General features: G+C 50.0%; 4 protein-coding genes. 2 read left to right on the top strand and 2 right to left on the bottom strand.

The window, feature by feature from the left end; genetic code table 11:
• Positions 1 to 580: 580 nt before the first annotated feature.
• Both C5469_RS19690 and C5469_RS19685 read right to left on the bottom strand, forming a co-directional pair.
• Positions 581 to 16,960, bottom strand: coding sequence for a non-ribosomal peptide synthetase (locus C5469_RS19690; RefSeq protein ID WP_166310173.1), 16,380 nt, complete (start codon positions 16,958 to 16,960; stop codon positions 581 to 583).
• 1,068 nt (positions 16,961 to 18,028) lie between these two features.
• The gene (locus tag C5469_RS19685; RefSeq protein ID WP_166310171.1) at positions 18,029 to 18,190 is read right to left on the bottom strand and encodes a hypothetical protein; all 162 of its coding nucleotides are present in this window, start codon (positions 18,188 to 18,190) and stop codon (positions 18,029 to 18,031) included.
• 623 nt (positions 18,191 to 18,813) lie between these two features.
• Here C5469_RS19685 and C5469_RS19680 point away from each other — a divergent pair.
• On the top strand, positions 18,814 to 20,478 hold the full coding sequence (locus C5469_RS19680; protein ID WP_166310177.1) for a ShlB/FhaC/HecB family hemolysin secretion/activation protein: 1,665 nt from the start codon (positions 18,814 to 18,816) through the stop codon (positions 20,476 to 20,478).
• Between the two features lie 31 nt (positions 20,479 to 20,509).
• A partial coding sequence (locus C5469_RS24560) for an ESPR domain-containing protein (RefSeq protein ID WP_207629246.1) occupies positions 20,510 to 20,691 on the top strand: 182 nt, incomplete at its 3' end.

Here is a 20,691-nt window from a genome sequence, read left to right as displayed (position 1 = left end):
CTATTATTCAATTTTCATATACCTCACAACGTATACATTTAGGCTGTTCTCTACCGCTTTTTCATTCTTACCGCCTATCACACAGGGCTATTTTTCATACTTGCTGTCCGAGTTAACTATTTATTCAAAATAACAGCCTCCAGAAATCACTCCTAATAGGTAGGCTCGTAATGATCACGAGTTATTTAAAATAAACAGAATATGTTCCAAAGCGAGATCATGAAATTAAGGATAATTAAATCAGCCTATATCATCACCAAAAAACACATTACCATGTTCACATCTTCAATTATCTTCTCCTAATGATTTATTGCAAGAAATATTTCCAACAATAACTCTACAATTAAACATATGATTGGAATACCAAGGCAATCAAAAAAAACAAAATAAATCCAACAATAAAATCCGATTTAGATCACACAACAGAAAATAGCAGCAATAATAACAAATAAGCCTGAAAAATAACTTATATTGGAATTATCACTTGCCTTATTCTGTTTTAATGCAGAAAAAATCCGGTATAAACAATGTATACCGGATTATCACATCAACACTAAATAATTCCATATTTCTTAATATATCAGTATGACAAAACCTCCCCGTCACCGTCGATTGCCAACGCCATATTCAGAGCCTGAGCTAAAGCAATTCGATTCTCATTATCCTCCAATAAACTAAAATGGTTACCCGGAACAGCAATCAACCGAAGTGAAATATCAGGCATCACCTGTTCCCAGCCTAGCGACGGTTCTATATTTAACGGCTCTGGCTTTTCATCCGTGACGAAAGAAGTCGATGAAGAAGGCTCCATAGCGTAAAACTTATGCAACGTTATTGCTAATGCTTGCGGCTGATAATCTCCGACTATTTGCGTATAGTTCTCTATCTGCTCCCAACGTTTCGCAATAACACCAGCACTCAGATTTGCCGGATATAATGCCAATTGTTGTGCCGCCTCAATAAATTGCACCAAATTCAGCTCATCAATTCGCTGGTACAACGCCGCGACCGCTTCTGTGTGCTGTTCCCCTGACTGTCGGGCCAACTCACTAAAGAAATGATGTTTGGGTTGCATAAGCTGTTCCCCAAAATAATGAGGCGCAGGTGTATCAATCAAGCCTAAGAAATTAACCGTCTCACCGGCACTCAAAAACCGCTGAACAATCGCATAAGCCAATATACCGCCAGAGGAGTAACCTCCTATCCGATACGGACCCTCCGGCTGAACCGCTTTCATCAAGGTGATCATTCTGGCTGCCTGCTCTTCCATCGTTGCCATCGGCGCCTCATCGATAGACTGCCAGGGCAGTGCATAAATCGGGTAGCCAGATTGCATATGATTAGCCAGCCCGAAGACATAGGAATAGTCCCCCATTCCACTAGGAACAAAGAACAATGGCTGCTCTGTTCCATCAAGACGTACCGATATGGCACTGTTTTGTGGCTCAGACAGCGAATCTGATGTGATTTTTGCGGCCAATTCAGTCAGTACCGGGAATTGGAACAACGCATTCAATGTACAAACCAAACCCCGACCAGCAGCAAGGTTTGTCATTCGCATAGCGAGCAGTGAGTGACCGCCCAACGCGAAGAAGTTGTCATATCGGCTGACCTGCTCAACCCCCAACAACTCACGCCAAATCTCTTCCAATGCGGTTTCTATTTCTCCGAGTGGTGCTTCGTAAACTTGACGGGCAAAGGCTTGATTGTCCGGTGCCGGTAAAACACGACGATCCAATTTACCGTTAGGAGTCAACGGAAACACATCCAGACGCACAAACGCTGACGGCACCATATAATCAGGTAAAATTGTACTCAGGTGGGTACGCAGGCTATTAACCAGCCCCTCATTCGCTTGCGCCACCACATAGGCGACCAAATGTTTTTCCTGCCCGTCATCCAGCGCCAATACAACAGATTCTCTTACCGCAGGATGCTCCATCAACCGGGCCTCAATTTCCCCCAGTTCAACACGGAATCCACGAATTTTAACCTGTTGGTCATTACGGCCAAGGAATTCCAGGTTGCCATCCGGCAGGTAGCGGACCAAATCTCCGGTTCGGTACATGCGTGCCCCAAGATCATTGCTAAACGGGTCAGTCAGGAAACGTTCAGCCGTTAACTCAGGACGATTGAGGTAACCACGTGCGACACCGGCCCCTCCAATATACAATTCCCCTACCCCCCCTAGCGGTACTGGCTGACCATCGACGCCCAACAGGTAAACTCGTGTATTCGGCAGTGGACGACCAATGATATTAGCCTGCCCTACCATTTTGTTCAGACAGGATATCGTCGATGTAATCGTGGTTTCTGTAGGACCGTAACAATTAACCAGAACAGGGTATTCACGGTGAACCGATAACCAGCGTTGCAACTCATGATCAGATATCGCTTCCCCACCAATGCAAATAATCCTTAAGCCCTTATAGATATCGTCTTCATTAGCATTGGATATTATCCGCCAGAATTGGGCAGGTACCGCAATATATGTAATTTCATAGGACTCACACAGACGCCAGAACTCCTGTGCACTTAGGACCCACTGATTTGTCCTCAAGACTAATCGTGCCCCCTGTGTTATTGCACAAAATATTTCTGATGCACAAACATCAAAAGAGAGGTTGCAAAATTGTAATATACGGTCACATGCATTAAACGACCATTTCGTGTTCAGTGAAGTAATTTGATTGACCAGTTGCCCATGTTCAACCATCACTCCCTTCGGCGTACCGGTAGAACCTGAGGTGTAAATCACATAGGCCAGATGCCGTGAGGTCAATGCAGATATCTGCGGATTACTGTCCGGCTGGTCAGGCAATGCATTTGGATCAAGTACCGTCAGCCCGGCAAGTGCTTTTTCGCCCAGCGCTGTACACCCGGCGACATCGGCCAATAAAATAACCGGTGAAACATCAGCCAAAATATACGATAGACGTTCGCCCGGATAATCCGGATCTAGCGGCACGTAAGCTGCCCCCGCTTTCAGCACTGCCAGCAATCCCATTACCATCGCCGGTGAGCGTGCTACACAAATCGCCACTCGCTGGTCAGGTTCGACACCCAACGCAATCAGTTGGTGGGCCAGCCGGTTAGCACGAGCATTCAGCTCTGCATAGCTAAACGTCTGCTCTTCATAGACCAACGCTGTGACATCAGGCGTTCTCTCTACCTGTTGTTCAAATAGTTGATGAATACACCATTGGTCAAGATACGCTGTTTCTGTGGCATTCCAGGTTTTCAACAACAATTTCCGTTCCGCTTCTGGCAAGATCTCCAATACCCGCACCGGCGTTTCCGGGGCCTGTTCCAGCGCCTCCACCAAGCTCTCCAATGCCTGTTGCATATAACCGCATACCCGTTCTGACTCAAATGGCTGGACAACTTGCGCCGTCAGCCCCAATGCGTCACCAAAATCTTCTACCGACAAGGCAAACGGATAGTTGGTAAGCTCCCGCGCGTTAAGGAATTCAATGCCTTGTACAATCTCATCGGCAGCCATCGACTGATCATTATGCCGGTAATTCAACAGGGCGCTAAAGAGAGGAGCGCCATCCTGTACACCACTACAACGCTGAGCCAGCGCCAGTGAGGCATGCTCATGTTCTAACAATCCCGCCAGCCGGGTATGTGTTGCCTGTACACTATTACGCACCGGCGTATCATCGATATCCAACCGTAGCGGCAAGGTATTGATAAACAGCCCCATACCACTGTCAACACCTTTCCCCACCGCCATGCGCCCAAATACTACGGTACCGAACACCACCTGCTCCTGTCCGCTGGTACGCGATAACACCTGCGCCCAGGCCAGATGACACAGTGCCGCCAAACTGACACCTAAACGCCGGGCCTGACTACGCAGACGGTCATTTAGCTCAGGAGCCAACATCCGGTGCGATTCCGTCACCTGTGAACTATTACGATGCACCTCCGTCAATCCGAATGGCAAGGTTGGTTCATCTACTTCAGCCAGCATGTCGGTAAAGAAGCGGATATGGGCTTCCTGACTCACTCCCAATTGGGCTTGAGCCACCAGATTACGGAAAGATACTGGGGAAGGCAGGCTGCCCTCTTGTCCGGTAAGGTACGCCTGAACCTCGCTGTTCATCACATCCAGCGTGGTATGGTCACCAATCAGATGATGCAGCAATTGCAGGGCAATCCAACGACCATCCATTTCCTGCGCCACCACAAACCGCAATAACGGGGCCTGATTTAGGTCAAGACGATGGTGACAAGGATCAAAACGTTCAGCCAATTGCTCGCTAACCGGCCCATCAGCCGGGTCCAGTGTTAGTTCAGTCACTGACAAGGATGCTTGACGCCAAACCACCTGAGCTGGCACTGATAGTCCTTCCCAGATAAAGGCGGTCCGCAGGATATCGTGTCTATCAACTACCTGCTGTACCGCTGCCAGATAACGATCCAACAGAGCTCGATCAGCAAATGCCATCTGGCCGGATAGCAAATACGGATCACCGTCGTTTGCCAGTAAATGGTGGAATAAAATACCGTCCTGCAACGGTGACAGGGCATAGATATCCTGAATATTGGCAACCCCGCCCGGTACTTGACCGACGATACGGTCAATCTCTGACTGAGTCAGATCTATCAGCGGCAACATTACCGGCGTCAACGCCGTGGTTTCCGGTGTAATGACGTTAGATGGCACCATCACAGCCTGATGCTGACCCAACGTTTGAGCCAAATCTGACAGCACCGGAGACTGGAACAAATCACGTGCCGCCAATGTCAACCCCAGAGGACGCAAGCGTTCAATCATCCGTACAGCGAGCAATGAATGGCCGCCCAACGCAAAAAAGCTGTCATACCGGCTAACCTGTTCAATCCCCAGTAATTCACGCCAAATCGCCGCCAGGGCAATTTCCGTTTCTCCTTGTGGGGCTTCATAAACCTGACGGGCAACGGCTTCATGATCCGGTGCCGGTAGCACACGACGATCCAACTTACCGTTCGGAGTTAGTGGAAACGCATCCAGACGCACAAAGGCTGACGGCACCATATAATCCGGCAAAATGGCGCTCAGGTGATCACGCAAACTATTCACTAACCCTTCATCCTCTGGCGCCACTACATAGGCAACTAGCCGTTTATTCTGCCCATCATCGAGCGCTAACACAGCAACCTCACGTATCGCCGGGTGCTCGACCAAACGCGTCTCAATTTCCCCCGGTTCAATCCGGAAACCGCGGATTTTGACCTGTTGGTCATTACGGCCAAGGAACTCCAAATTACCGTCCGGCAGGTAACGCGCCAAATCCCCGGTCCGGTACATGCGCGCATCCGGATTGTCACTAAACGGATCAACAAGGAAACGTTCGGCAGTTAACTCAGAGCGATTGAAATAACCCAGAGCAACCCCATCTCCCCCAACATAAATCTCACCGATAACCCCTGACGGTACTGGCTGTTCATAAGCATCCAGTAGATAAACACGCGTGTTAGCGATTGGCCGACCAATGGGAATCCGAGTCACTCCCTGCGGTAACGCCTCAATCGGATAAATCGTAGTAAAAGTGGTGCCCTCACTCGGACCATAAGCCTGCAATAATTGCTGTGGCGGACGATTATCCAGAACCTGAGCAATCACATGTAAATCGGGTATATCTCCCCCGAAAATCAGGATCTTAATCCGCGGAAGAACCGGGGATAACTCTGCCGCCAACCGGTTAAACAACCCGATAGTCAGCCACAGAACCGTGATGCGGTGAGCTTGTAAATCCTGTACTAACTCCTGTGGTGTCAGCAAGGTAGCATGGTTGATAATCACCAAAGCACCGCCGTTGAGCAACGGTGCCCAAACTTCAAACGTGCTGGCATCGAAAGCCGGATTAGCCGTAAAGGCAACCCGGTCATCCGGTCCGATTTCAGCATAGCCATTATTAATAACCAGCCGGACCACCGCACGATGCGGCACTATTACCCCTTTTGGCAGGCCGGTTGAACCGGAGGTATACATGATATACGCGGACTCGGCGCTAGAACGTGGTAAATCAGGGTTGATGCGATCTTCCTCTCTGACCGTGTCTGTCTCATCAGAGAGACAAAACAGCGGAACAAGGAGGCCAATCGGAACATCAGATTGCACATCAGTAATCAACAACTTAGCTGAACAATCGTTTATCAACCAGTTTTTCCGCTCATCCGGCACGCTAGGATCTATCGGTACGTAAACAGCGCCGACTTTGAGAATTGCTAGTTGAGCTACTACCAGTTCAATGGAGCGTGCAAACAAGGTCGCAATATGATCACCGGGACATCCCCCTTGTTCGATTAGCTGACGAGCCAACCGGTTAGCACGAGCATTCAGCTCCGCATAGCTCAGGATTTTATCTCCCGCTATCAGTGCCGTCGCCTCTGGGGTTTTCTTCGCTTGCTGCTCAAACAATTGATGAATGCATAGTTGGTCAGGATACGGTGCTTCAGTCGCGTTCCACGTTTCTAGCAATAACCTCTGTTCCGCTTCAGGCAAGATGTTCAATTCACGTACCGGCTTCTCTGGCGCTTGTTCAAGCGCCGCCACCAGACTCTCCAACGCCTGTTGCATATAGCCGCATAGGCTTTCCGGATCAAACGGTTGCACTACCTGAGCCGTCAGCCCCAGTGACTCACCAAAATCCTCTACCGACAGTACAAACGGATAGTTGGTCCGCTCCTGTCCGCCAAGAAATTCAATACCGCTTATCAATTCATCTGACGTTTCCGGCAAGGCATTATGTCGATAGTTCAACAGGCTATTAAAGAGTGGGATCTCACCCTGCACACCACTGCAACGTTGAGCCAGTGCCAGTGAAGCGTGCTCATGTTCTAATAATCCGGCGAGTCGGGTGTGTGCTACCTGTACGCTATCCCGTACCGGGGTCTCATCGATATCCAGCCGCAACGGCAACGTATTGATAAATAACCCCATGCCATTCTCAGCACCACTGCCCGCCTGCATACGCCCAAATAACACCGTGCCAAACACCACGTTCTTCTGACCACTGGTGCACGACAATACCTGCGCCCAGGCCAGATGACACAGCGCCGCCAAACTGACGCCCAAACGCCGAGCCTGACTACGCAGACGATCATTCAGCTCAGGAGCCAACATCCCGTGAAACTCCACCACTTGCGAACCATCACTATGCACCTCCGCCAACCCAAACGGTAGAGTCGGTTCATCCACCTCTGCCAACATATCGGTAAAGAAGCGGGTATGCGCTTCCTGACTGACACCTAACCGAGACTGAGCCACCAAATTGCGGAAAGGAACCGGCGCAGGTAGGCTGTCCTCCTGACCAGTCAGATATGCCAGTACTTCACGGTGCATCACTTCCATCGTTTCATGGTCGCCGATCAAATGATGATGCAATTCCAGTAGGAACCAGCGACCATCGGTTTCCTGGGCAATGACAAAACGCAGTAGCGGCGCCTGACTTAGGTCAAGACGATACTGACCCGGATCAAAACGCCGGGCTAACTGGTCACTGACCGGCCCGTTAGCCGAGTTCAGTGTCAGCTCAGTCACTGACAATGGGGCCTGACGCCAAACCACCTGCACCGGAACTGACAATCCTTGCCAGATAAAGGCGGTACGTAAAATATCGTGCCGATCAATTGTCCGTTGAACTGCAGTCAGATAACGATCCAACAGAGAGCGATCAGCAAAAGCCATCTGGGTGACTAACAGATACGGATCACCTTCTTTCTCCAATAGATGGTGGAACAAAATGCCATCCTGCAACGGGGATAGCGTATAGATGTCCTGAATATTAGCCATCCCGCCCGGCACTTGCCCGACGATGTGATCAATTTCAGGCTGGGTCAGGTCAATCAACGGCAGCAGGTCCGGTGTCAACACCGTAGTATCCGGTGTAATACGGTTGTCCGGCACCCGAATTTCATTATGCTGAACCAGAGACTGTGCCAAAACACGGAGTGTTGGATGTTGAAATAGCGTTTGTACCGATACGCCCAAACCAATACGCCGCAATCGTTCAATCACGCGCACAGCGAGTAGTGAATGGCCGCCCAACGCAAAAAAGCTATCATGCCGACTTATCTGCTCAACGCCCAGTAGCTCACACCAGACAGCGGCCAACATCGTTTCTATCTTCCCTTGCGGGGCTTCATAGACCTGACGAGCAAACGCCTCTTCCCCCGGTGCCGGCAATGCCCGGCGATCCAACTTACCATTCGGAGTCTGCGGGAAGGTATCCAGACGCACAAAAGCCGCAGGTATCATATAGTCAGGTAAAACAGCGCTCAGGTGTTCACGTAAATCAGCCGTCAATCTCTCATACGCTTCCGCCGCTACATAGGCAACCAGCCGTTTACCCAGCTCATCATCCAGCGCCAGCACCACCGCCTCTTGTACCGCTGGGTGTTCCACCAACCGGGTTTCAATTTCCCCCAGCTCAACCCGGAAACCGCGAATTTTAACCTGCTGGTCGTTGCGGCCCAGGAATTCCAACTCACCATCCGGCAGGTAACGGGCCAAATCCCCGGTACGATACATCCGCGCACCGGATACTGGACTAAAGGGATCTGGCACAAAACGTTCTGTACTCAATTCTGACCGGTTAAGATAACCCTGAGCCACTCCCACACCGCCAATATACATTTCGCCAACGCAGCCTAATGGTACCGGCTGGCCGTATCTGTCCAGTAGGTAGACGCAGGTATTTTTAATCGGCCTACCTATAGAACGATCATCCGCTGGGGATACTATTTCCTTACAGGTCGCCGTCACAGTATTTTCAGTCGGGCCATACGCATTCAATAGCTGGGGCCGATGGCCTTCTTGCGTAAACCAGTCCTGAATGGCGTTCTTTTTCACCGCCTCACTACCAATGATGATCAGTCTGAGGCAATCTGGCAGCGGCCATCCGTTGTCTCTTGCCGCCAGTTCAGACCAGAATAAAGTCGGCAGAAACAGAACCGTGATGCGGTTTTGCTGGGTTAAGGCAATAAATTCCGGCATCGAAGCCAGCCAACTGTCATCCCGAATAACCAGCGTGGCCCCGTTACATAGTGACGAGAAGCACTCTTCCACTGAAACATCAAACGCAAAAGCGGCAAATTGCAATACCCGGTCTTGCTCGGTGATAGCATAACGTTCATTAACCCCCAGATAGCGTTGATACAGTGCCTGATGTTCTACCATCACCCCTTTCGGCTGCCCGGTGGAGCCAGAGGTATAAATGACGTAAGCCAGATTCTGTGGCGTCAACGCCGGGATCTGCGGGTTGCTGTCCGGCTGATCAGGCTGGATATTTGGGTCAAGTACCGTCAACCCGGCCAACGCCTCGTCACCCAATGCTACCCGCCCAGCCGCATCCACCAATACCACCGACGGGGCCGTATCATTCAGGATATATGCCAAACGCTCTGCCGGGTAGGTTGAATCCAGCGGCACATAAGCCGCACCCGCTTTCAGCACTGCCAACAGTGCCACTACCATAGCCGGTGAACGTGTCACGCAAATTGCCACCCGCTGCTCAGGCACAACACCCAGCGCAATGAGTTGATGAGCCAGACGGTTAGCACAAGCATTTAATTCGCCATAACTGAGGATCTGCTCTTGATACACTAGTGCCGTGGCTTCCGGGGTTTTCTCTGCCTGTTGCTCAAACAGCTGATGAATACATAACGCGTCAGGATACGCGGTTTCTGTCGCATTCCAGGTTTCCAGCAACAGAGTACGTTCCGTTTCAGGCAGGATGTTCATCGCTCGTACCGGCGTCTCCGGAGCCTGTTCAAGGGCTTCCACCAGACTCGCCAACGCCTGCTGCATATAATCGCATATTCTATCCGGTTCAAACGGCTGCACCACATGAGCGATCAGCCCCAAAGTGGACCCATCGTCCTCTACCGACAGCCCAAAGGGGTAGTTAGTACTTTCCTGTTCGCCTAGGAATTCAATACCGTCCATCGTTTCATCGGAATTTCCCGGCTGATCATTATGTCGATAGTTCAACAAGGAGCTAAAGAGTGGCGTACCGCTGGCAACCCCACTGCACCGCTGGGCCAGCGCCAGTGAAGCATGCTCATGCGCCAGCAACCCAGCCAGTCGTAGATGCACCGCCCGCACACTGTCACGTACCGGCGTATTATCTATATCCAGACGCAATGGCAGGGTATTAATAAACAGCCCCATACCACTATCAGCACCTTCTCCCGCTGCCATACGCCCAAACAGTACGGTGCCGAATACCACTTTCTCCTGACCACTGGTACACGACAGTACTTGCGCCCAAGCCAGATGACACAAAGCCGCCAAACTGACGCCCAAATGCCGGGCCTGATGGCGAAGACGGTCACTCAACTCGATCGTCAGCATCCGGTGAGATTCTATCTCCTGCGATCCATCACGATGCACCTCCGCCAACCCGAACGGCAGCGTTGGCTCATCCACATCCGCCAACATGTCGGTAAAGAAACGGGTATGCTCTGCCTGACTCATCCCCAGTTGGACCTCAGCCACCAGATTGCGGAACGGTACCGGGTCAGGCAGGCGGTCCATCTGCCCGGAAAAATATGCCTGCACTTCACGGTTCATCACTTTCATTGTGGTATGGTCGCCAATCAGGTGATGTTGCAATTCCAGTAAAAACCAGCGGCCATCGATCTCCTGTGCCACCACAAAACGCAACAGCGGTGCCTGACTCAAATCGAGACGATAATGACGGGGATTAAAACGTTGCGCCAGTTGATCACAAACCGGCCCATCAGCCGGGTCCAGCGTCAATTCAGTCACCGACAAAGGGGCCTGACGCCAGACTACCTGAACCGGGACGGACAATCCTTCCCAGATAAAGGCGGTCCGCAGAATATCGTGGCGATCAACCACCTGTTGCACCGCAATCAGATAACGGTCCAACAAAGTCCGGTCAGCAAAGACCATCTGGCCGGCTAACAAATACGGATCACCTTCGTTTGCCAGTAAGTGGTGGAACAGGATACCGTCCTGCAATGGCAACAAGGCATAGATATCCTGAATATTGGTCATCCCACCCGGCACTTGTCCAACGATACAGTCAATCTCTGGCTGAGTCAGATCTATCAGCGGTAACATTGCCGGTGTTAACACCGTGGTTGCTGGCGTAATAACATTAGCAGGCACCATTACAGCCCGATGCTGCCCCAACATTTGAGCCAACTCTGACAACACCGGAGACTGGAACAGATCACGCGCCGCCAGTGTCAACCCCAGATGACGCAAGCATTCAATCATCCGCACAGCGAGCAGTGAATGGCCGCCCAAGGCAAAAAAGCTGTCATGCCGACTAACCTGTTCGATTCCCAGCAATTCACGCCAAATAGCCGCCAGAGCAATTTCCGTTTCTCCTTGTGGCGCTGCGTAAACCTGACGGGCAACAGCTTCATGATCTGGTGCCGGTAGCGCACGACGATCCAACTTACCGTTCGGAGTTAGTGGAAACGCATCCAGACGCACAAAGGCTGACGGCACCATATAATCAGGCAAAATTGCACTCAGATGAGCACGCAAATTATTCACCAACCCATCATCTTCTGGTGCCACTACATAAGCAACCAGCCGTTTGTCCTGATCGTCACTCAGCGCCAAAACAGCCGCCTCACGCACCGCTGAATACTCTGTCAGCCGAGCTTCAATTTCTCCCGGTTCAATCCGGAAACCTCGAATTTTAACCTGTTGATCGTTACGACCCAGAAATTCCAGATTGCCATCCGGCAGATAGCGGGCTAAATCCCCAGTCCGGTACATGCACGCATCCGGTTGATCACTAAATGGATCGACCAAGAAACGTTCTGCCGTCAATTCAGGGCGATTGAGATAACCACTAGCAACCCCGTCTCCGCCAACATAAATCTCTCCGGTCGCCCCCAACGGCATCGGTTGACCATAAGCATCCAGTAGATAAACACGCGTGTTAGCGATTGGCCGACCAATGGGAAGCCGGGTTACTCCCTGTGGTAACGCCTCAATCGGATACATTGTGGTAAAGGTGGTTCCCTCACTTGGACCATAAGCCTGTAATAATTGTTGTGGTGGACGATTATCCAGAACCTGAGCAATCACATGTAGATCGGGTATATCTCCCCCGAAAATCAGGATCTTTATCTGAGGAAGAACCGGAGACAACTCCACCGCCAACCGGTTAAACAACCCGATAGTCAACCACAGGACAGTGACACGGTGAGCCAGTAAAGCCTGTACTAATTCCTGTGGTGTCAGCAAGGTATCATGGTTGACAATCACCAGAACACCACCGTTAAGCAAAGGTGCCCAGACTTCAAACGTGCTGGCATCGAAAGCGGGATTAGCCGTAAAGGCAACCCGATCATCCTCTCCGATTGCAGCATAGCCATTATTAATGACCAGCCGGACCACCGCACGATGCGGTACGACGACCCCTTTTGGCATGCCAGTCGAGCCGGAGGTATACATGATATACGCTGACCCGGTGCTGGAACGCGGTACATTAAGGTTTATCTCCTCTTCAACGCCGTTCGTATTTTTCTCATCAGAGAGACGAAACAGCGGAACAGAGAGACCGACCGGAATATCAGATTGCGCATCAGTAATCAGCAACTTCGCTGAACAATCATTTATCAACCAGTTTTTCCGCTCATCCGGCACACTGGGATCTATCGGCACGTAAACAGCTCCGATCTTAAGGATCGCCAACTGGGCTATTACCAGTTCAACTGATCGTTGCAACAGGATCACAATGTGTTCATCTGGGCAAACGCCTTGTTCGATCAGTTGACGAGCAAGGCGGTTAGCACAGGCATTCAGTTCTGCGTAACTGAGGGTTTTATCTCCCGCTATCAGCACCGTCGCTTCCGGAGTTTTCGCTGCCTGTTGTTCAAACAACTGATGAATACATAACTGTTCAGGATACGGTGCTTCGGTGGCATTCCATGTTTCCAGCAACAACCTCTGCTCCGCTTCAGGCAAGATATTCAATGCACGTACCGGCGTCTCCGGAGCCTGTTCAAGCATCTCTACCAGACTTTCCAAAGCCTGCTGCATATAACCGCATATCCGGTCCGGCTCAAACGGCTGTACCACCTGAGCAGTCAGCCCCAGAGATTTACCAAAATCCTCTACCGACAGCACAAACGGATAGTTGGTTCGCTCCTGTTCACCCAAGAATTCGATACCGTCCATCATTTCATCCGAAGTCACCGGTTGATAATTATGTCGATAATTCAACAGGGCACTAAAGAGTGGCGCACCATTGACAACCCCACTACAACGCTGGGTCAACGCCAGTGAAGCATGCTCATGCTCCAGCAACCCAGCCAGTCGTAAATGCACCGCACGCACGCTGTCCCGTACCGGAGTATCATCGATATCCAGCCGCAACGGCAGGGTATTGATAAACAACCCCATACTACTGTCAGCCCCTTCCGCCACCGCCATACGCCCAAACAAGACGGTGCCAAACACCACTTTCTCCTGCCCGCTGGTACGCGACAACACTTGCGCCCAAGCCAGATGACACAAGGCCGCCAGACTAACACCCAAACGTCGGGCCTGACGGCGAAGACGGTCATTCAACCCGACTGTCAGCATCCGATGTGATTCCATCACCAGAGATCCATCACGATGCACCTCCGTTAATCCAAACGGCAGGGTTGACTCATCCACATCCGCCAACATGTCAGTAAAGAAACGGGTATGGGCTTCCTGACTCACCCCCAGCCGGACCTCAGCCACCAGATTACGGAAAGGGACCGGCGCAGGTAGGTAATTTGCCTGCCCAGCAAAATACGCCTGCACTTCACGGTGCATCACTTCCATCGTTTCATGGTCACCGATCAAATGATGTTGCAATTCCAGTAAGAACCAGCGACCATCGGTTTCCTGAGCAATGACAAAATGCAGTAACGGTGCCTGACTCAGGTCAAGACGATGCTGATCCGGATCAAAACGCCGGGTTAACTGGTCAATCACTGGGCCGTCAGCCGGGTCCAGCGTCAGTTCCGTCACTGGCAACCGCGCCCGACGCAAAACCACCTGCGCCGGGACAGACAATCCTTGCCAGATAAAAGCCGTCCTCAGGATGTCATGGCGATCAACCGCCTGTTGCACCGCCGCCAGATAACGGTCCAGTAGCGACCGGTTAGCAAAGGCTACCGGATAGAGCACCAGATAAGGGTCGCCTTCTTTTTCCAACAAATGATGGAACAGGATACCGTCCTGCAACGGCGACAGGGCATAGATATCCTGAATATTAGCGATCCCTCCCGGTACCTGCTCAACGATGTGCTCAATCTCAGGCTGGGTCAGATCAATCAGTGGCAACATCGTCGGCGTCAGCGCCGTGGTTGCCGGGGTGATGACGTTAGGTGGTACTATCACAGCCCGGTGCTGTCCCAACGCTTGGGCCAGTTCAGACAGCACCGGCGACTGGAACAGATCACGCGCCGTCAGTGTCAATCCCCGGTGACTCAGGCGTTCAATCATCTGCACGCCAAGCAATGAGTGCCCCCCCAGTGCAAAAAAGCTGTCATGTCGGCTAATCTGCCCAATCCCCAGCAACTCACGCCAAAGGGCTGCCAGAATAATCTCAGCCTCGCCTTGCGGGGCGGCATAAATCTGACGGGCAAAATCTTCCTCTCCTGGCGCCGGTAATGCCCGGCGATCCAACTTGCCATTCGGGGTCTGCGGGAAGCTATCCAGACGCACAAAGGCCGCCGGTACCATATAATCCGGCAACCGGGTACTCAGGTGTTCACGCAAACGAGCAGCCAACCCCTCATGCTCATGTGCTTCCACCGCCACATAGGCAACTAACCGTTTGCTCTGCCCGTCATCCAGTGCCAGCACCACCGCCTCTTGTACCGCCGGATATTCCACCAGCTGGGTTTCAATTTCCCCCAGCTCAACCCGGAAGCCACGGATTTTAACCTGCTCGTCGTTACGGCCCAGGAATTCCAAGTCACCGCCCGGCAAGTAGCGGGCCAAATCCCCGGTACGATACATCCGCGCACCGGATACCGGGCTAAAGGGGTCTAGCATAAAACGTTCCGCGCTTAAGGCAGGTCGGTTCAGATAACCTCGTGCCACCCCCACGCCACCAATATACATTTCGCCAGTGCAGCCTAATGGCACCGGTTGCCCGTCTCTGTCCAGCAGGTAGATGCGAGCATTTTTAGCAGGTCGGCCAATAGAACGCGAATCCGCCGGTGATAACACATCCTTATAGGTCACTGTCACGGTATTTTCCGTCGGACCATAACCATTCAATAGCCGGGGCCGATGGCCCTCCTGAGCAAACCAATCCTGAACAGCGTGCTGTTTTACCGTCTCACCCCCAATGATGATGAGCCTGAGACAATCTGGCAGCGGTAATCCAGTGCCTCTGGCTGCCAATTCAGACCAGAATAAAGTCGGCAACGACATCACTGTAATACGATATTGTCGGGTTAAGGCAATAAATTCCGGTATAGAAGCCAGCCAGCTATCATCACGCATGACCAACGTGGCCCCGTTGCATAATGACGAGAAGAAATCTTCCACTGAAACATCAAACGCAAACGCGACAAATTGCAATACCCGGTCTTGCGCCGTAACGGCATAGGTGTCATTAAAACCCAGATAACGTTGATAAATAGCCTGATGCTCTACCATTACCCCTTTCGGCTGCCCGGTGGAGCCGGAAGTGTAAATCACATACGCCAGATGTTGGGGCGTCAGCTTAGTCACTAATGGATTACTATCCGGCTGGTCAGGTAGAGTATTTGGGTCAAGTACCGCCAGCCCCGCTAGCGCCTGTTCGCCCAGTGCCGCCTTCCCGGTCGCATCAGCCAAGACCACTGACGGAGCCGCATCATTCAAGATATATGCCAGCCGTTCTCCCGGATAGGTTGAGTCCAGCGGCACATAAGCCCCACCCGCTTTCAGCACCGCCAGCAACGCCACCACCATTGCCGGGGAACGAGCTACACAAATTGCCACCCGCTGGTCCGGCACTACCCCCAACGTAATCAGTTGATGGGCCAGGCGGTTAGCACGGATATTCAGTTCAGCATAGCTAAACGTCTGCTCTTGATACACCAGCGCCGTGGCTTCCGGGGCTTGTTCCGCTTGTTGCTCAAATAACTGATGAATACATAACGGGTCAGGATAGGGAGTTTCAGTGGGATTCCAGGTTTCTAGCAACAATGTCCGTTCAGCCTCAGGCAATAAATTAAGCTGCCCGACGGGGATTTCATCACCTGCCCTTTTCGACAATGCCAACACCTGTAAGTGTTGGCTCATCCGCTGAACCACTTCCCCACTCAGACGGTTCTTATCGTAGATCCAACGAAAACTACCCTGCGCATTAATCTGAAGGGTCAGCAATTCGCCAGGTACCTCTTGATCATACTGCTTGTCATCCTGTATCACAGAGACAGCGATCTGCCACGGCTGGCTGCTTGTTAATGCCGGGATAGCTCGCAATAAAGAAGAGCGGGAGAAGAGATCTCGGCTAAATGTATGGTGCTGAATCAACCGATCAAGCTCATCATCAATCTGGTCAGCTATCACACTCCAGGGATCATCAAACGCCACTTCAATGGCCATGGGTACCACCGGCACCAAATCTGCCGGGTTATCGTTTACTTCCACGCACCAACCGATTTGGAATTCGGTCTGATGAGTCAAACGTGCAAGATAGATAACGAATGCCTGCAATAGTGTCCGCAATGAGTCCTCTTCACCATTTTTTGACAACGGAGGTTGCCAAGGACTCATTACCCATCTGGATTCTGTCTGTTTCCCGGTGATTTCGAAAGGTAACTGGAAGCGTTGCAAAGAGGCAAGGCGATCACACCAAAATAATTCACTAGATGTAAACACCTGGGGAATATTCTTTACGTTCTGAATTTGTTGTGAAGTATTATTTACGTTGATTATATTTTCTGACGTCTGAGTCTGAAGAGTATTTCCTGCTTCAGTAATGCTATCTTTCATTTATTACCTCAACGAATCTGTTAGAAATTTGATAACTGTCATTGCTGACAGTTATCATCAATGTTTTTCTCTTACTTCTTGCCCCCAAGAAATAAAAACGGACACGTCTGACATTAATTCAAGATACTCAGATACTGGATGCCATAGCCCGGTTAATAACAACCAATGAGTAATTTTTCGATGCTAATTTCCTCGATAACGGAATAAACGATTCATCTTATGACCTAAAATAAGACATTCTTTTCTATTCCTGCTTTTCGGATAAACGCCTTTAATTTTCTGCTGTTTCTATTATCTGACACTGAATTCCATAATAAACATGGAATCGTTAAATAACGCTTCATAATTCTACCACACATGGACTTCTTCAACCCATTGTTATACATAGAATTATAAGTGACATAAGATGCAGCACTATTTTGGAAACTTATTTAATTGCATTGATTATACATAAACATCAAATCATTGTTATAATTTATCCACTTTCTACTAATATCAAATTAAAATTATTTCCAAAAGACATTAAACATTTAAAAAAATAATTCATCTTGAATTACCAAAATATTACCCTGATAATCACCTGTAAAGTATCCCTTCCACTCTGATAATGAACAGGTATCCCAACTTCAAATGCAACTTATTCAACATTAATAAGCTCAATTACGTAAAATATACCATCAGATTAAAATAATTCATAATATATTATTTTTCAATGGTAAAAATATGCCACCAACGTAAATATCACAAACAGGAAAGTATAAATTAAAAAACTTGATAAAATATCACACTGTAATAATTAGATCATGAAAGAATATAATCACAATTATATTCAATACCATAAAAAGACAATTTTAAACTAAAACAACTTAATTATGCCATAATAAAACAATGTGATTTATGGCAACATCTCCGAATTACCAGAAAACCCTATCGTAAACACGATGGTCGCTATGAAAAAAGAGGCAAAATTAAAAAATACGGGGTGGGAAAACACCGAATGAATTATTTAAAAGAATACGAATATATTTACTTCCGGATTAACGATATTGCACTTATACCCAATGGATTTCAAGAAGGATCGCGACGGCAAGGGAGCGAATCCCCGGGAGCATAGATAACTATGTGACCGGGGTGAGCGAGTGCAGCCAACAAAGAGGCAACTTGAAAGATAACGGGTATATTATGTGAATCTACCACTTTGTATAATACCACTACACTTTTACTGTTCATTTGTCTCCCTGAGAAGGGTGAAACGGCGGATATAAATTGATTCATTTTTTCCAATAATTGCTACGTCCAATAATTGCTACGTAATAGTGGCAACGTATGATTTCGGGTAATGGCCTCAGGTGAATAAACCGGTAAAAATAGCAGATGAAATTTAGTTTTTTTCACCAATTCATCCACCGTCCAACAGAAGTAATGTGCATCACAAAACGTTTAAGCCATCAGAACAACGGGATCGGCGTAGTGTAGCCTCAACATCGGCAGACATGGGTAAATGGTTTTACCTGTTCATGCCAATAGCAAAAATCATCTTTTTGCAAGTCACTTTTTCCTGAAATGAGATCTAATTTTGTGATTTGTATCACAAAATAAAACAAAAAAGTAAAATTAATTTGAAATTATTACCATTGATTATTAAATGATTAATATTAATCTATTTTTTATATATTTTGTAACATGATAATAACATTGGTCTGTTTTTCGCCCTAAAATATAACTCATTGTTTTTACTGCTATCTTAACCAAACCCTCTCTTTTAGTTGCCATGAGTGATAATAAACCACAAACATTGATCACTAAGTTAAATTTAGGGTTAATACCGCTTCGAAATTGTGGGAAGAAATACAATGAAAAGCAGTATTTTGGTGTTGGCGGTATTTTGTAGTGTAGTTTCAGGCAGTCAGGCCGCAGACATCTCAGATCAACAACTCATTCATCAACAAGAACGTCAGAAAGCGCTGGAAGCCCAATTGGCTCCACCGCCCGCAGATGTTAGCTTGTCTGTACCGGAAAAAACCGTACCCGCCGCCTTTCCGACGGAAGCCCGTTGCTTTCCCCTGACCCGCGTTATCCTGACAGGCACGGAGAATTTCCCGCACTGGCTGCCCCTGACGCGGCTGGCTCTCCAGGGCGAACACCATTGCCTCGGTACTCAGGGCATTAACCAACTGATGAACCGGCTACAAAACCGGCTCATCGATTCCGGCTATGTCACCAGCCGAATACTGGCCCCCACTCAGGACCTGAATACCGGGACCTTAAAACTGGTCGTGATACCGGGCAAAATCCGGCACATCCGTTACACCCCGAACAGCGGACACTATATCCAACGGATAACCCCGTTCCCCGCCCGTGAAGGCAACCTGTTGGATTTACGGGATATTGAGCAGGGACTAGAAAACCTGCAACGCGTGCCGACAGTTCAGGCCAATATGCGCATTGAGCCGGATGAGCAACCGGGCGAGAGCGATATTGTGCTGGACTGGCGTCAGACCCGGCACTGGCGATTAGCCTCCTATTGGGATGATTCAGGCACGAAAAGCACGGGTCGCTATCAGGGCGGATTCACCTTCTATCTGGATAATCCGCTGGCGTTAAGTGATTTGTTCTATCTCTCTGCCGGGCGCGATATTCACACCGCTGCCGGTCAAGGCAGCCAAAATGACACCCTGCATTACTCACTGCCCTTCGGCTATTGGATGGCGGGAATGACCGCCAGTCATTACGATTATCACCAGACGATAGCCGGGCTAAATCAGCCTATCCGATACCGGGGCAAAAGCCACAATCTGTCAGTCCAGCTCAGCCGGGTTTTGTACCGTAACGACCACCAGAAAACCACGCTTAACAGCGAAATCTATCGTCGCACCGCCCGCAATTTTATTGATGACACCGAAATTGAGGTTCAGCATCGGGAAACCGCGGGCTGGAAGCTGGGCCTGTCCCATCGTTATGACATCGGCAGTGCAACACTGGATACTGGCGTGACTTACCAGCAGGGGATGCGCTGGTTTGGTGCCCAACCGGCCCCGGAAGAGTCCCAGCATACCGGGACCGCTTTATCAAAAATCACCCAGTTTTCCGCCACTCTATCCGGCCCCCTGCGATTATTTTCCCAACCTTTTTCTTATCAAACCCAATACTTACGTCAGATAAGTACCACCCCGCTGACACCCCAAGACCAATTTTCCATTGGCGGACGCTGGACAGTCCGCGGCTTTGACGGCGAGCTGACCTTATCGGCTGACCGGGGCTGGTACAGCCGCAACGAGCTGGACTGGCATACCCCTCTGCACGGGCAATCACTGTATCTGGCGCTCGATTACGGCGAAGTGGGCGGCCCGGGCAGTGAAGCCCTGCTCGGCAAACACCTGGCGGGCAGTGCACTGGGTTGGCGAGGCAGTCTTAAGCGCTTGAGCTATGACCTGTTTGTCGGTGTCCCGCTGTCCAAACCCGCCGGTTTCCAAACCTCACCGGTCACCGCCGGATTCAACCTGTATTGGCAGTACTAATCAGAATAACCAGGCTGCCAGCGTGTAGCGTATGAGTGGAGCAAAAGTCATGAACAAGCAGTTGTATCGTATTATCTTTAATCAGGCCCGCCAGATGTGGATGGTGGTGGCGGAGATTGCCAATACCGGACCGGGGCGAACGGGACGCCGCACTCGTCGCCCGTCTCTGCCGTCGTGTCGTTGCCAACTCACCGCGTTACGATTCAGTCTCTT

This window comes from Photorhabdus cinerea, from assembly GCF_011189575.1.
Classification (GTDB): domain Bacteria; phylum Pseudomonadota; class Gammaproteobacteria; order Enterobacterales; family Enterobacteriaceae; genus Photorhabdus; species Photorhabdus cinerea.
This window is presented reverse-complemented; position numbering and strand designations above follow the sequence as displayed.